The following is a 14,919-nucleotide window of genomic DNA, read 5'->3' as shown; positions in this document are numbered from 1 at the left end:
TACGCCCCCCCTCGTGAAAGCGCGCACAAGCGCCGTCCTACGATAGGGCCCGTGCTGACCCCCCTCGCCCTCATCGCCCGGCGCTGGACCCCGTCCCCCCGGACGCTCCGGCGCGCCGCGCTCTCCGCCGTCGTGATGAGCGTGCTCATCATCGTCACGGGCGGCGCGGTCCGGCTGACCGGCTCCGGTCTCGGCTGCGACACCTGGCCCAAGTGCACGGACGACAGCCTCTTCGCCACGCCCGAGCAGGGCCTCCACGGGGCCATCGAGTTCGGCAACCGGATGCTGACGTACGTCCTGTCGGCCGCCGTCGGCTGGGCCATCATCGCCGTGCGCTCGGTCAAGCCGCGCCGGCGCGGCCTCACCCGGCTCGCCTGGGCCCAGTTCTGGATCGTGATGAGCAACGCCGTCCTCGGCGGCATCACGGTGTGGATGGGCCTCAACCCGTGGACGGTCGCCGGCCACTTCCTCGCCGCGAACGCGCTGCTCACGGTCGCCGTCGTCACCTGGCACCGGACCGGCGAGGGCGACACCGCCCCCCGCCCGCGCGCGCCGCGCCCGGTCCGCAGGCTGGCCTGGGCGATCACGATCACCTCGGGCCTGCTGATCGCGCTCGGCACGACGGTGACGGGCTCCGGCAAGCACGCCGGCGACAGCAGCGACGTCCCGCGCATGCCGTGGGACTGGACGAACGCCGCGCACCTGCACGCGATCGCCGCCTGGGTCGTCTGCGCGCTCGCGGTCGCGATGTGGCTGGTCCTGCGCGCGGTGGACGCCCCGGACGACACCCGGGCCCGCGCCCGCGACCTGCTGATCGTGCTCCTCGCCCAGGGCGGCATCGGCTACGTCCAGTACTTCACCGGGGTCCCCGAGATCCTGGTCGCCGCCCACATGCTCGGCTCCTCGCTGATGTGGATCGCGGTCCTGCGGCTCGCCCTGAGCATGCGCGAGCGCCCGCCGAGCGCGCCGGCGATCCCGGCCCGGGCGGACCAGGAGCTCGCGAAGGCCTGAGGCCCCGCCCGCTCTCCCGTACGCGCACACAGAAGGGCCCACCGGTTCCCGCGGAGCCGGTGGGCCCTTCGTGCGTGCGCGTGCGCCGCTTCAGCGGTCGGAGGGGCCGCCGATCTGGATGCCCGCCATCCGGGACCACTCGTACGGACCGGTGACGACCTTCGCGGCGAACTCGCCGTCGAACTCCTCGTGGAGCGTCAGCCCGGCCTTCTCGGCGGCCCGCTCCGCGATCGCGTACGTCGGGGCGACCAGGTCGCCCCAGAGGCCGTCCGCGCCGACGAGGACGATCCGGGTGCCCGCCTGGCCGATGTGCTCCAGGTGTCCCTCGGAGCCGCCGTGCTCCTCGGAGAAGGCCTGGATCTGCTTGGTGAGCCGGGCGACCCTGCGCTCGTCCTTCTTGGTGTCTGCCTTCGTGTCTGCCATGCCAGGGATGCTACCGACGGGTAGATCGAACGGCGACGGCCGGGCCGCGTGGTGTTTCCCACGCGGCCCGGCCGTCGCCGGGCGGTTCTCCACGGGTCAGCGGAGGAAGGGGTCCACCGCGACCGCCACGAAGAGCAGCGAGACGTAGGTGATCGACCAGTGGAAGAGCCGCATCTCCTTGAGCTTGGCGCCCGTCGCGCCGTCCTTGGCGCGGCTGAGCAGCCCGTGCGCCTCCCAGAGCCACCAGCCGCCGGTGACGAGGGCCACCGCGGTGTAGAACCAGCCCGTGTAGCCCAACGGGGTGAGCAGCAGCGAGACGGCGACCATGACCCAGCTGTAGGCCACGATCTGCTTGGCGACGACCTTGTTGGAGGCGACCACCGGGAGCATCGGGACGCCCACGCGCGCGTAGTCGTCCTTGACCTTCATCGACAGCGGCCAGTAGTGCGGCGGCGTCCAGAAGAAGATGACCATGAAGAGGATGACGGCGGCCCAGGACATCGAGTTCGTGACCGAGGACCAGCCGATGAGCACGGGCATGCAGCCGGCGATGCCGCCCCAGACGATGTTCTGCGCGGTCCGCCGCTTCAGGATCATCGTGTAGACGACCACGTAGAAGAGGAGCGCGCCGAGCGACAGCCAGGCGGAGAGCCAGTTGACGAGCAGCCCGAACCAGAGGGTGGAGACCACCGCGAGCGTGAGGCCGAAGACCAGGCCCTCGCGCGGCGAGACCATGCCCGTGACCAGCGGACGCTGCGACGTGCGGTCCATCAGGGCGTCGATGTCGCGGTCGATGTACATGTTCAGCGCGTTCGCGCCGCCCGCCGACAGGTAGCCGCCGAAGCAGGTGGCGAGCACCAGCCAGAGGTTCGGCACGCCCTGCTCGGCGAGGAACATCACCGGGACGGTCGTGATGAGCAGCAGCTCGATGATCCGCGGCTTGGTCAGCGCCACGAATGCCTTGACGCGGGCCCCGAACGGCCGATGGCCCCCCGGGCTGGGAGTCAAGACGACCCCTGCGGGTCGGGACTCGACGGCCGTCACGCACACCCCTGACAGAGAAATCCCAGCAAGCTCCCCGGACGAAAGCGGGGCGAAGCTTGCGCGTACCACGCCACTCTAGACGTTGCCCAGACGCCGATCTTCGCGGGGGTGGGGTCGTGTTGAAGGGGTAGGTCCACCAGGGGCGGACCCGTTCGGGAGGCGAAGTCCCACGGCCACCGGCAGTCTTGCCGTGTGCGCTCATTTGAGGGGCATGAGCACGAAAAGAGGGCCGTCCGACGGGGGTAGGCTCGACACCGCCGGTACACCCTCAGTCACCGGCTTCAGAACATGTGGAGAGGAGCCCTGACCCAGGGTGAGCACTAAGCCGACCACCACAGACCTCGAGTGGACCGAATTGGACCAGCGGGCCGTAGACACCGCCCGCGTCCTGGCCGCGGACGCCGTACAGAAGGTCGGCAACGGCCATCCCGGTACGGCGATGAGCCTGGCGCCCGTCGCGTACACCCTCTTCCAGAAGGTGATGCGGCACGACCCGGCCGACCCCGAGTGGGTCGGGCGCGACCGGTTCGTCCTCTCCGCCGGCCACTCGTCCCTGACCCTCTACACCCAGCTCTACCTGGGTGGATTCGGTCTCGAACTGGACGACCTGAAGGCCTTCCGCACCTGGGGTTCGAAGACCCCCGGCCACCCGGAGTACGGCCACACCGCCGCCGTCGAGACGACCACGGGCCCGCTGGGCCAGGGCGTCGCCAACGCCGTGGGCATGGCGATGGCCGCCCGCTTCGAGCGCGGCCTGTTCGACCCGGAGGCGCCGACCGGCACCTCTCCGTTCGACCACCACATCTACGCGATCGCCGGTGACGGCTGCCTCCAGGAGGGCATCTCCGCCGAGGCGTCCTCGCTGGCCGGCCACCAGAAGCTCGGCAACCTGATCCTGCTGTGGGACGACAACCACATCTCGATCGAGGGCGACACCGAGACGGCCGTGTCCGAGGACACGATCAAGCGGTACGAGGCGTACGGCTGGCACGTGCAGCGCGTCGAGCCGCAGGAGAACGGCGACCTGGACCCGGCCGGCCTCTACGCGGCGATCCGGGCCGCCGAGGCCGAGACCGAGCGCCCGTCGTTCATCGCGATGCGCTCGATCATCGCCTGGCCCGCCCCGAACGCGCAGAACACCGAGGCCGCCCACGGCTCGGCGCTCGGCGACGACGAGGTCGCGGCCACCAAGCGCGTCCTGGGCTTCGACCCGGAGCGGACCTTCGAGGTCTCCGACGAGGTCATCGCGCACACCCGCGCGCTCGGCGACCGCGGCCGCGAGGCCCGCGCGGAGTGGGAGAAGTCCCTCGCCGAGTGGCGCACGGCCAACCCGGAGCACGCGGCGCGCTTCGACCGCGTCCAGGCCAACGAGCTGCCCGAGGGCTGGGCGGAGAAGCTCCCGGTCTTCGAGCCGGGCAAGGGCGTCGCCACCCGCGCCGCCTCGGGCCAGGTCCTCAAGGCGCTCGGCGCGGTCGTCCCGGAGCTGTGGGGCGGCTCGGCCGACCTCGCCGGCTCGAACAACACGACGATCGACAAGGACTCGTCGTTCCTGCCCGAGGGCAACCCGCTGCCGGAGGCCGACAAGTACGGCCGCACGATCCACTTCGGCATCCGCGAGCACTCGATGGCCGCCGAGATGAACGGCATCGCGCTGCACGGCAACACGCGGATCTACGGCGGCACCTTCCTGGTGTTCTCCGACTACATGCGCAACGCGGTGCGCCTCTCGGCCCTGATGCACCTGCCCGTCACCTACGTCTGGACCCACGACTCGATCGGTCTGGGCGAGGACGGCCCCACCCACCAGCCGGTGGAGCACCTGGCCTCGCTGCGCGCGATCCCGGGTCTGAACCTGGTCCGTCCGGCCGACGCCAACGAGACGGCCCTGGCCTGGCGCGAGATCATGCAGCGCCACACCAAGGTCTTCGGCAAGGGCGCCCCGCACGGTCTGGCGCTCACCCGCCAGGGCGTGCCGACGTACGCGCCGAACGAGGACACGGTCAAGGGCGGCTACGTGCTGTTCGACGCCGAAGGCGGCGAGCCGGAGGTGGTCCTGATCGCGACCGGCTCCGAGGTGCACCTGGCCGTCGAGGCCCGCGAGCAGCTCCAGGCCGCCGGCACGCCCACCCGGGTGGTCTCGATGCCGTCCGTGGAGTGGTTCGAGGAGCAGGACCGGGCGTACAAGGACTCCGTCCTGCCGCCGTCGGTCCGGGCCCGGGTCGCGGTCGAGGCCGGCATCGGCCTGACCTGGCACAAGTACGTCGGCGACGCCGGCCGGATCGTCTCCCTGGAGCACTTCGGCGCCTCGGCGGACGCGAAGGTCCTCTTCCGCGAGTTCGGCTTCACGCCCGAGGCGATCGTCGCCGCCGCCCGGGAATCGATCGACGCCGCCGCGCGCTGACGCCCCTACGTACGACTTATTGGAGATGCAACTCTCATGACAGACGCACTCAAGCGCCTCTCCGACGAAGGCGTCGCGATCTGGCTGGACGACCTCTCGCGCCAGCGGATCACCTCCGGCAACCTGGCGGAGCTCATCGACCAGAACCACGTGGTCGGGGTCACCACCAACCCGTCGATCTTCCAGAAGGCGATCTCCGAGGGCCACGGCTACGACCAGCAGGTCTCCGACCTCGCCGCCCGCCGGGTGACCGTCGAGGAGGCGATCCGGATGATCACGACGGCGGACGTCCGCGACGCCGCCGACATCCTGCGGCCGGTCTTCGACTCGACGGACGGCCAGGACGGCCGGGTCTCCATCGAGGTCGACCCCCGTCTGGCGCACGACACCAAGGCCACCGTCGCCGAGGCCAAGCAGCTGGCCTGGCTGGTGGACCGCCCCAACACGCTGATCAAGATCCCGGCCACCGAGGCGGGTCTGCCGGCGATCACCGAGGTCATCGGCCTCGGCATCAGCGTGAACGTGACGCTGATCTTCTCGCTGGAGCGCTACCGCCTGGTCATGGAGGCCTACCTGGCGGGTCTGGAGAAGGCCCGCGAGCGCGGCCTGGACCTGGCCAAGATCCACTCGGTGGCCTCCTTCTTCGTCTCCCGCGTGGACACGGAGATCGACAAGCGCCTGGACGGCGTCGGCACCGACGAGGCCAAGGCCCTCAAGGGCAAGGCGGCCCTCGCCAACGCGCGCCTGGCGTACGAGGCGTACGAGGAGGTCTTCTCCGGCGAGCGCTGGGAGTCCCTCGACAAGGCGCACGCCAACAAGCAGCGTCCGCTGTGGGCCTCGACCGGTGTCAAGGACCCGGCCTACAAGGACACGCTGTACGTGGTGGACCTGGTCGCCCCCGGCACGGTCAACACCATGCCCGAGGCCACCCTGGAGGCCACCGCCGACCACGGCGAGGTCACCGGTGACACGATCCGGGGCACGTACGACGACTCCCGGGCCGTCCTGGAGGCCGTCGCGAAGCTGGGCATCGGCTACGACGAGGTCGTCCAGCTGCTGGAGGACGAGGGCGTCCAGAAGTTCGAGGCGTCCTGGAACGACCTGCTCACGTCCACCGAGGCGGAGCTGAAGCGCCTCGCACCTTCGGAGGCGTAACACCTTGAGCGCAGTCCACGGAGCCAACCCGCTCCGTGACGCCGCAGACCGACGGCTCCCGCGCATCGCGGGGCCGTCGGGTCTGGTGATCTTCGGCGTCACGGGCGATTTGTCCCGAAAGAAGCTGATGCCCGCCGTCTACGACCTGGCCAACCGCGGCCTGCTGCCGCCGGGCTTCTCGCTCGTCGGCTTCGCCCGGCGCGAGTGGCAGGACGAGGACTTCGCGCAGGAGGTCTACGAGGCCGTCAAGCAGCACTCGCGCACCCCCTTCCGCGAGGAGGTGTGGCAGCAGCTGATCCAGGGCATGCGGTTCGTCCAGGGCGACTTCGACGACGACGAGGCCTTCGAGCAGCTGAAGACCACCGTCGAGGAGCTGGACAAGGCCCAGGGCACCGGAGGCAACTTCGCCTTCTACCTGTCGGTCCCGCCGAAGTTCTTCCCCAAGGTCGTCCAGCAGCTCAAGAAGCACGGGCTGGCCGACCAGAAGGACGGTTCCTGGCGCCGCGCGGTCATCGAGAAGCCCTTCGGGCACGACCTGGCCTCCGCCAAGGAGCTCAACGAGGTCGTCCACGAGGTCTTCCCGCCGCACGAGGTCTTCCGGATCGACCACTACCTCGGCAAGGAGACCGTCCAGAACATCCTGGCGCTCCGCTTCGCCAACACCCTCTTCGAGCCGATCTGGAACCGGTCGTACGTCGACCACGTGCAGATCACCATGGCCGAGGACATCGGCATCGGCGGCCGCGCCGGCTACTACGACGGCATCGGCGCCGCCCGTGACGTCATCCAGAACCACCTGCTCCAGCTGCTCGCGCTGACCGCGATGGAGGAGCCCGCCTCCTTCGACGCCGACGCGCTGGCCGCCGAGAAGACCAAGGTCCTCGGCGCGGTGAAGGTCCCCAGGGACCTGGGCGCCTCCACGGTCCGCGGCCAGTACGCGGCCGGGTGGCAGGGCGGCGAGAAGGCCGTCGGCTACCTCCAGGAAGACGGCATCGACCCGCAGTCGAAGACCGACACCTACGCGGCCGTCAAGCTGGAGATCGACAACCGCCGCTGGGCGGGCGTCCCCTTCTACCTGCGCACCGGCAAGCGCCTGGGCCGCCGCGTCACCGAGATCGCGGTCGTCTTCCAGCGCGCCCCGCACTCCCCCTTCGACCACACCGCGACCGAGGAGCTCGGCCGCAACGCCATCGTCATCCGGGTGCAGCCGGACGAGGGCGTGACGGTGCGGTTCGGCTCCAAGGTGCCCGGCACCCAGATGGAGATCCGGGACGTGTCGATGGACTTCGCGTACGGCGAGTCCTTCACCGAGTCCAGCCCGGAGGCGTACGAGCGGCTCATCCTCGACGTCCTGCTCGGCGACTCGAACCTCTTCCCGCGCGTGGAGGAGGTCGAGCTGTCCTGGAAGATCCTCGACCCGATCGAGAGGTTCTGGGACGAGCACGGCAAGCCCGCGCAGTACCAGTCCGGGACCTGGGGTCCGGTCGAGGCGGACGAGATGCTCGCACGAGACGGCAGGAGCTGGCGCCGGCCATGAAGACCGACCTGACGGACACCACGTCCTCCAAGATCAACAAGGCGCTGGTGCTCGGGCGGCGGGCGATCGGCGCGCCGGCCGTCGGCATGGTGCTCACCCTCGTCATCGTCACCGACGAGGAGAACGCCTACGACGCGCTGAAGGCGGCCAACGAGGCGTCCCGCGAGCACCCCTCGCGGACCCTCGTCGTCATCAAGAGGGTCTCGCGCTCGCCGCGGGACCGCGCCAAGGCACGGCTCGACGCCGAGGTCCGCCTCGGCGCCGACGCCAGCGCCGGCGAGACGGTGGTGCTCCGGCTGTACGGCGAGGTCGTCGACCACGCCCAGTCGGTGGTGCTGCCGCTGCTGCTCCCGGACGCGCCGGTCGTCGTCTGGTGGGCGGTGGACGCGCCGACCGACCCGGCGAAGGACCCGCTGGGCGCGCTCGCCCAGCGCCGGGTGACCGACACGTACGCCGCCGAGCAGCCCATCGAGGAGCTGACGGCGCGGGCGGAGACGTACACCCCCGGCGACACGGACCTGTCGTGGACCCGGATCACGCCGTGGCGTTCGATGCTCGCCGCCGCGCTCGACCAGGTCGTGTGCGAGGTCTCCGCCGCCGAGGTGGAGGGCGAGGAGTTCAACCCGAGCGTGGAACTGCTCGCGATGTGGGTGGCGGACCGGCTGAAGGTGCCGGTGCGGCGCTCGAAGTCGGCGGGCCCCGGCCTCACCTCCGTACGCCTGGAGACCGACTGCGGGCCGATCGTGCTCGACCGGCCGGACGGCTCGCTCGCGACGCTCTCCATCGAGGGGCAGCCGGACCGCGGGGTGGCGCTCAAGCGCCGCGACACGGCCGAGCTGATCGCGGAGGAGCTGCGCCGGCTCGACCCGGACGACACCTACGCGGCGGCGCTGAAGTTCGGCGTCGGGCGGCTCGACGAGCGGGCGGCGGTCACCGCGCCCGAGCCGGAGGAGGAGGCCGAGGCGACGGTGGACGTGGAAACCGCCGGAGCCGCTTCCGACGCCCCCTCCGGGGAGGAGGCCGCTCCCGCCGCCAAGCCCGCGGCGAGGAAGGCCCCGGCCAGGAAGGCGGCCAAGTGAGCGCCCCCCAGCTGGTCGTCCACCGCGACAAGGAACTGATGGCGCAGGCCGCCGCGGCCCGGCTGATCACCCGGATCGTGGACGCCCAGGCCGCCCGGGGCTCCGCCTCGGTGGTGCTGACCGGCGGACGCAACGGCAACGGCCTGCTCGCCGCGCTCGGCGCGGCGCCCGCGCGGGACGCGGTCGACTGGTCGCGGCTCGACCTGTGGTGGGGCGACGAGCGGTTCCTGCCCGACGGGGACCCGGAGCGCAACGTCACCCAGGCCCGTGAGGCCCTGCTCGACCGGGTGCCGCTGGACCCCGCGCGGGTGCACGCGATGCCCGCGTCGGACGGGCCGTACGGCGACGACGTGGAGGCCGCCGCCGCTGCCTACGCGGAGGAGCTGGCCGCCGCGGCCGGTCCCGGCGACCACGGCGGCGTGCCCGCCTTCGACGTGCTGATGCTGGGCGTCGGCCCGGACACGCACGTGGCCTCGCTCTTCCCCGAGCTGCCCGCCGTGCGCGAGACCGGGCGGACGGTGGTCGGGGTGCGCGGCGCGCCGAAGCCGCCGCCGGTCCGGATCTCGCTGACGCTTCCGGCGATCCGGGCGGCGCGGGAGGTCTGGCTGCTCGCGGCCGGCGAGGACAAGGCGAAGGCGGCGGCGATCGCGCTGTCGGGCGCGGGCGAGGTGCAGGCCCCGGCGGCCGGCGCCCGCGGCCTCTCGCGCACGCTGTGGCTGCTCGACGCGGCGGCGGCCTCGGAGCTGCCGAAGAGCCTGTATCCGCCGGCCACGGCCTGACCCGGTACGGCTCAGGAGGCCCGGTTCACCCCTCGGTGGACCGGGCCTCCGGCGTCTCCGGCGTCTCCTCCGGCTCCAGGAAGGGCGCGAGGAGGCCCGGTACGGCCCCGGCGGCGAAGGCCAGCCCCTGGCTCCGGCCGGCATCGAGGATCTCGTACGCGCCCGATCCGGCCGCCGTCGTCGCGGTCAGGGTGAGCAGTCCGGCGCGGCGCTGGAAGTACGACTGCTTGACGGTCCAGCCGATGACTCCGGAGCGCTGGAGGGCGACCGTGGTCCGCCGGACCGTACCCGAACGGGTGACCAGATACGCCCCGCCGACGCCGTGCGCGAGGTTCCGGTACGCGTCGAGGGCGAGGAGCACGGCGAGCGGGGTGAGGACGACGGTCCAGCCGGCCGCCGCGTACAGCAGGGTCGGGGTGAGCAGGAGGCCGAGGGCGGCGAGGAGCGCGGCGGGCGTCAGGGCGCTCCACAGGGCCCAGCGGATCCGCCGGTTCCGGGCGGCCCGGGGGTGGGCGGCGAGCGGTGCCCCGGTGGGCGGTTCCGGCTCGCGCAGGACCTGGGCGGCGACCCGGTCGGCGAGCGGGCGGGGGGCGGCCGGCAGCAGGTTCTTGAGGTCGCCGTGCTCGTCCCCGTCCTTCTGGGCGAGGCCGGTGGCGACGGCGTCGACGCGGGCCGCCCCGAAGAGGCGGACGCCGAGCGGCTCGACGATCTCGACGCCGCGCAGCCGGCGCTCCTCGATGGAGACCGAGCGGGCGGTGAGGAGGCCCCGGGTGACGCGCAGGGTGCCGCCGGGCTCGCGCTCCAGGCGGTAGTTCCACCACATCTCGACCCACAGGCCGAGGGCGCCGACGGCCCCGACGGCGAGGGCGACGAGGACCAGCCAGAGGATCATCCAGGGGATCGCGACGGAGCTGAAGCGCTCCCCTATCCAGTCGATGACCTCGCCCTGGGCGCCGAACCACTCGCTGACCTGCATGACCGCTCCGGCGGCGGCGCCGCCGAGGGCGGGGGCGACGAAGGAGACGGGGGCGTAGCGGATCCAGCGGAGGTCGAGGGCGGCGAGGGCGCCGTCGTGGCGGGGGTCCTCGGGCGCGGCGGCGCGGGTGAGGAGTGCGCGGCGGAGCCGTTCGCCCTCGGCGCGGGCGACCAGGTCGAGTTCGAGGGCGGCGTCGCCGCCGCTGTGCTCGCCGGTCCCGATGCGGACCTTGACCAGGCCGAGGAGGCGCTGGAGGGGGTTGGCGGTGAGGTCGACGCTGCGGATGCGCTCGCGGGCCAGGGACCGGCGCTTGAGGAGGAGCAGGCCGGTGTGGAGGTCGACCCGCTCGGGGCCGACGCGGTAGCGGGTGCGGCGCCAGCGGACGTAGTCGGCCCCGGTGCCGCCGGCGACCAGGAGCAGGGCGCCGGCGAGGACCCAGGCCAGGGTCTGCCCGAGCGGCCGGGAGCCGGCGAGGCCGAGGGCGACGGGGAGCCCGGTGCCGCCGGCCACTCCGCACAGCAGGGCGGCGGTGGCGAGGAGGGTGCGCCGGTCGAGCCGCTGCCATTCCGCCTCGGGCGCGTCGGTTTCCGGTGCGTCGAGCCGCCCCCGCTCCCCCTCGGCGGCGGGCGTGGTCACGTGGCGTCCCCGGGTGTGGCCTGGGTGACGGCGGTCAGCCGTTCCGCCAGGCCGGCGGCCAGCTCGTGGTCGAGCCACTCGATCCGGACCGCGCCCTCGGAGGAGGCGGTGGTCACGGTGACGGTGGCGAGCCGGAAGTACTGCTCCAGGGGGCCGCGCGAGGTATCGACGGTCTGGATCCGGGACATCGGGGCGATCCGCCACTCCTGCCAGAGGGCCCCGGTGCGCACGTAGACGGCCTCGTCGGTGACCTCCCAGCGGTGCACCCGGAACCACCAGGCGGGGAGGAACGCGGTACAGGCCAGGCCCGCCGCCGCCACGGCCCCGGCCGCGACGAGCAGCCAGGTCCTGGCGGGTCCGACGAACGCTCCGAGGACGGCGAGGACCGCCACCGGTACGGCGGTGGCGACCAGGAGCTGGGTCCGCCACCAGGTGACGGCCCGCCCGTCCACGGCGTTCCTCGGCGGCCTCAGCCGCACCGCGTTCTCCCCCCGCACGCTGCTACCGTCCGCGCAGGGAGCGGTAGGCGGCGACCAGGCCGGCGGTGGAGCCGTCGAGCTCCTCCGCGCCCTCTCCGGTCGTCAGGACCGGTTCGATCCGCTTGGCGAGGACCTTGCCGAGCTCGACGCCCCACTGGTCGAAGGAGTCGATGTTCCAGATCGCGCCCTGGACGAAGACCTTGTGCTCGTAGAGCGCGACCAGCTGTCCGAGGACGGACGGGGTGAGCGCGTCGGCGAGGATCGTGGTGGTGGGGCGGTCGCCCCGGAAGGTCTTGTGCGGGACGAGTTCCTCGGGGACGCCCTCGGCCCGCACCTCCTCGGGCGTCTTGCCGAAGGCGAGCGCCTGCGTCTGGGCGAAGAAGTTGGCCATGAGCAGGTCGTGCTGGGCGACGAGGCCGGGTTCCAGGTCGTCGACGGGCCGGGCGAAGCCGATGAAGTCGGCCGGGATCAGCTTGGTGCCCTGGTGGACCAACTGGTAGTAGGCGTGCTGGCCGTTGGTGCCGGGGGTGCCCCAGACCACGGGTCCGGTCTGCCAGTCGACCCGGTTCCCCTCGCGGTCCACCGACTTGCCGTTGGACTCCATGTCGAGCTGCTGGAGGTAGGCGGTGAACTTCGACAGGTAGTGGGAGTACGGCAGGACGGCGTGCGACTGGGCGTCGAAGAAGTCGCCGTACCAGACGCCGAGGAGGCCGAGGAGCAGCGGCGCGTTCTCCTCGGGCGGGGCGGTGCGGAAGTGCTCGTCGACGAGGTGAAAGCCGTCGAGCATCTCGCGGAAGCGCTCCGGGCCGATGGCGATCATCAGGGAGAGGCCGATGGCGGAGTCGTAGGAGTAGCGGCCGCCGACCCAGTCCCAGAACTCGAACATGTTCGTGGTGTCGATGCCGAACTCCTCGACCTTCTCCGCGTTGGTGGAGAGGGCCACGAAGTGCTTGGCCACGGCCTCCTGGCCGGCTCCGAGGCCGGCCAGGAGCCAGTCGCGGGCGGAGGTGGCGTTGGTGATGGTCTCGATGGTGGTGAAGGTCTTCGACGCGACGACGAAGAGCGTCTCGGCGGGGTCGAGGCCGTGGAGGGCCTCGTGGAGGTCGGCGCCGTCGACGTTGGAGACGAAACGGAGCGTCAGGTCCCGCCGGGTGTAGGAGCGCAGGACCTCGTAGGCCATGGCGGGGCCGAGGTCGGAGCCGCCGATGCCGATGTTGACGACGTTCTTGACCGGCTTGCCGGTGTGGCCGGTCCACTCGCCCGCGCGGACCTTCTCGGCGAAGTCGCCCATCCGGTCGAGGACGGCGTGGACGCCGGGGACGACGTTCTCGCCGTCGACCTCGACCACGGCGTCGCGGGGGGCGCGCAGCGCGGTGTGGAGGACCGCCCGGTCCTCGGTGGTGTTGATCTTCTCGCCGCGGAACATGGCGTCGCGCAGCTCGGCCACGCCGGTGGCGGCGGCCAGCTCCCGCAGCAGGGTCAGCGTCTCGTCGGTGACGAGGTGCTTGGAGTAGTCCAGGTAGAGGTCGCCGACCCTCAGGGTGAGGTCGGTGCCGCGCGTCGGGTCGGCGGCGAACAGCTCGCGCAGCCGGGGTTCGCCCAGCTGCTCGCGGTGCTTGCCGAGGGCCGCCCACTCGGGCAGCCGGTTGAGCCTCGTACGGCCTTCGTTCTTCATCTCGGACATCGCCCACTTCTCTCGTACGTGTCTGCCCCGCTGCCCCTCCAACCTAATTGATCAGAGGGGCCGACGAGGCGACGGCGAGCGGGGCGCCCCGGTGCGGTCCCGGCGGCCGGGGTCCCCGGGAACGGCGGACGGGCCCGGCCCGCGAATCGAGTTCGCGGGCCGGGCCCGTCCGTCACGTCGTCACACCGTGCTCAGATCTCGCCGCGCAGCTTGGCGAGGGCTTCGGCGAGGATCGCCTCGCCGTCCGCGTCGCTGCGCCGCTCGCGCACGTACGCGAGATGGGTCTTGTACGGCTCCGTGCGGGGCGGGTCCGGCGGGTTGTCGCGGTCCTGGCCGGCCGGGAAGCCGCAGCGCGGGCAGTCCCAGGTGTCCGGGACCTGCGCGTCGCTGGCGAAGCTCGGCTGTGTCTCGTGCCCGTTCGAGCACCAGAAGGAGATGCGGAGGCGCGGCGCCGACTCGCCCCGCTCGGCCTCGCCCATCGGCCCCGCTCCGACCCGGCTTCCCCGGATCGCGTTGCCACTTGCCACGGTCGTAACTCCCTGCGTGATGGTGCTCGAAGGTGCCCCAGTCTACGTAAGGCCCAACGCGCGTCCAGTGATTGGAGTTACCCGTCCAACTTCATCAGCAGACCGAGCACCACGATGCAGGCGAACCAGAGCAGACCGACCACGACGGTGATGCGGTCCAGGTTGCGCTCGGCGACCGAGGAGCCGCCGACGGAGGACTGCATGCCGCCACCGAACATGTCGGAGAGGCCGCCACCCTTCCCCTTGTGCATCAGCACGAGCAGCATCAGCAGCCCGCTGAAGACGATCAGGGCGATCGAGAACCCCATAACCACGGCTGGACCAACTTCCTCGGACTTATACGGACGGGGGCCGGGCGCCTGCCCGACCCCCGCAAGGGTACGACGTAACTCCGCTACCGCATACTCACTGGTCGCGGAAGCGGACGATCTTGACGAACTCGTCGGCGTCCAGGGCCGCGCCGCCCACCAGGGCGCCGTCGACGTCCGGCTGGGCCATGATCGCGGCGACGTTCCCGGACTTCACCGAGCCGCCGTACTGGATGCGGACCTTGTCGGCGAGCTCCTGGGAGTACAGCTCGGCGAGGCGGCCGCGGATCGCCCCGCAGACCTCCTGGGCGTCCTCGGGGGTGGCGACCTCGCCGGTGCCGATGGCCCACACCGGCTCGTACGCGATCACGACGGTCTCGGCCTGCTCGGCCGGGACGTCCTTCAGACCGCCGTCGAGCTGGGCGAGGGTGTGCTCGACCTGCTGTCCGGCCTTGCGGACGTCGAGGCCCTCGCCGACGCAGAGGATCGGGGTGATGCCGTGCTTGAAGGCGGCCTTCACCTTGGCGTTGCAGACCTCGTCGTCCTCGGCGTGGTACTGGCGGCGCTCGGAGTGGCCGACGGCGACGAAGGAGGCCTTCAGTTTGGACAGCATCAGGCCGGAGATCTCGCCGGTGTAGGCGCCGGAGTCGTGGGCCGAGATGTCCTGGGCGCCGTACTCGATCCTCAGCTTGTCGCCGTCGATCAGGGTCTGGACGGACCGCAGGTCGGTGAAGGGGACCAGGACGGCGACCTCGACCGCGTCGTAGTCCTTGTCGGTCAGGGCGAAGGCGAGCTTCTGGACGTGGGCGATGGCCTCGAGGTGGTTGAGGTTCATCTTCCAGTTGCCCGCCATCAGCGGGGTGCGGGTGCTCATGGGTGG

General features: G+C 71.8%; 14 protein-coding genes. 6 read left to right on the top strand and 8 right to left on the bottom strand.

Annotated elements, in window-relative coordinates:
- Window positions 1–42 precede the first annotated feature (42 nt).
- Window positions 43–1,011: a COX15/CtaA family protein gene (locus ADL08_RS11880; RefSeq protein ID WP_053642162.1), complete on the top strand. Its 969-nt coding sequence runs from the start codon at window positions 43–45 to the stop codon at window positions 1,009–1,011.
- Window positions 1,012–1,101: 90 nt separating this feature from the next.
- On the opposite strand, the gene ADL08_RS11875 is transcribed toward ADL08_RS11880, so the two are convergent.
- On the bottom strand, window positions 1,102–1,434 hold the full coding sequence (locus tag ADL08_RS11875) for a hypothetical protein (RefSeq protein WP_053642060.1): 333 nt from the start codon (window positions 1,432–1,434) through the stop codon (window positions 1,102–1,104).
- Window positions 1,435–1,530: 96 nt separating this feature from the next.
- Window positions 1,531–2,478 (bottom strand): heme o synthase, encoded by a 948-nt coding sequence (locus ADL08_RS11870; protein WP_053642161.1) that lies wholly within the window; start codon window positions 2,476–2,478, stop codon window positions 1,531–1,533.
- 313 nt (window positions 2,479–2,791) lie between these two features.
- Between ADL08_RS11870 and tkt the strand changes: the two genes are divergently transcribed.
- From tkt to pgl, 5 genes are read left to right on the top strand one after another with little or no spacing between them, the layout of a single operon-like run.
- Complete coding sequence (tkt, locus tag ADL08_RS11865; protein WP_053642059.1) at window positions 2,792–4,879, top strand: transketolase; 2,088 nt, start codon at window positions 2,792–2,794, stop codon at window positions 4,877–4,879.
- A 36-nt stretch (window positions 4,880–4,915) separates the two neighbouring features.
- A complete protein-coding gene (gene tal, locus ADL08_RS11860; RefSeq protein WP_053642058.1) occupies window positions 4,916–6,034 on the top strand; it encodes a transaldolase in 1,119 nt (372 codons plus the stop codon).
- A gap of 4 nt (window positions 6,035–6,038) precedes the next feature.
- Window positions 6,039–7,571 (top strand): glucose-6-phosphate dehydrogenase, encoded by a 1,533-nt coding sequence (gene zwf / locus ADL08_RS11855; protein ID WP_053642057.1) that lies wholly within the window; start codon window positions 6,039–6,041, stop codon window positions 7,569–7,571.
- The gene (gene opcA, locus ADL08_RS11850) at window positions 7,568–8,650 is read left to right on the top strand and encodes a glucose-6-phosphate dehydrogenase assembly protein OpcA (RefSeq protein ID WP_053642056.1); all 1,083 of its coding nucleotides are present in this window, start codon (window positions 7,568–7,570) and stop codon (window positions 8,648–8,650) included. The genes zwf and opcA overlap by 4 nt, the downstream gene beginning before the upstream one ends.
- Window positions 8,647–9,429, top strand: a complete 783-nt coding sequence (pgl, locus tag ADL08_RS11845) for a 6-phosphogluconolactonase (protein WP_053642055.1) — start codon at window positions 8,647–8,649, stop codon at window positions 9,427–9,429. Before opcA ends, pgl begins: the two co-directional genes overlap by 4 nt.
- A 25-nt stretch (window positions 9,430–9,454) precedes the next feature.
- On the opposite strand, the gene ADL08_RS11840 is transcribed toward pgl, so the two are convergent.
- The 6 genes from ADL08_RS11840 to tpiA form a co-directional block, all read right to left on the bottom strand.
- Window positions 9,455–11,041 (bottom strand): PH domain-containing protein, encoded by a 1,587-nt coding sequence (locus ADL08_RS11840; protein ID WP_053642054.1) that lies wholly within the window; start codon window positions 11,039–11,041, stop codon window positions 9,455–9,457.
- Window positions 11,038–11,538 (bottom strand): PH domain-containing protein, encoded by a 501-nt coding sequence (locus tag ADL08_RS11835; protein ID WP_053642053.1) that lies wholly within the window; start codon window positions 11,536–11,538, stop codon window positions 11,038–11,040. Before ADL08_RS11835 ends, ADL08_RS11840 begins: the two co-directional genes overlap by 4 nt.
- 4 nt (window positions 11,539–11,542) lie before the next feature.
- Entirely contained in the window at window positions 11,543–13,204 is a 1,662-nt protein-coding gene (pgi, locus tag ADL08_RS11830) for a glucose-6-phosphate isomerase (RefSeq protein WP_420709627.1), read from the bottom strand.
- A gap of 191 nt (window positions 13,205–13,395) precedes the next feature.
- Window positions 13,396–13,731 carry an RNA polymerase-binding protein RbpA gene (locus ADL08_RS11825; RefSeq protein WP_003957010.1) on the bottom strand — a complete coding sequence of 112 codons (336 nt, stop codon included), beginning with the start codon at window positions 13,729–13,731 and terminating at the stop codon, window positions 13,396–13,398.
- A 77-nt stretch (window positions 13,732–13,808) separates the two neighbouring features.
- The gene (gene secG, locus ADL08_RS11820; protein ID WP_017238647.1) at window positions 13,809–14,039 is read right to left on the bottom strand and encodes a preprotein translocase subunit SecG; all 231 of its coding nucleotides are present in this window, start codon (window positions 14,037–14,039) and stop codon (window positions 13,809–13,811) included.
- A gap of 97 nt (window positions 14,040–14,136) precedes the next feature.
- Complete coding sequence (tpiA, locus tag ADL08_RS11815) at window positions 14,137–14,913, bottom strand: triose-phosphate isomerase (protein ID WP_053642052.1); 777 nt, start codon at window positions 14,911–14,913, stop codon at window positions 14,137–14,139.
- Window positions 14,914–14,919 lie beyond the last annotated feature (6 nt).

The sequence above is a fragment of the Streptomyces sp. NRRL F-6492 genome (assembly GCF_001280125.1).
Classification (GTDB): domain Bacteria; phylum Actinomycetota; class Actinomycetes; order Streptomycetales; family Streptomycetaceae; genus Streptomyces.
The sequence above is the reverse complement of the archived record's forward strand: the minus strand, read 5'-3'. Positions and strand labels throughout refer to the sequence as shown.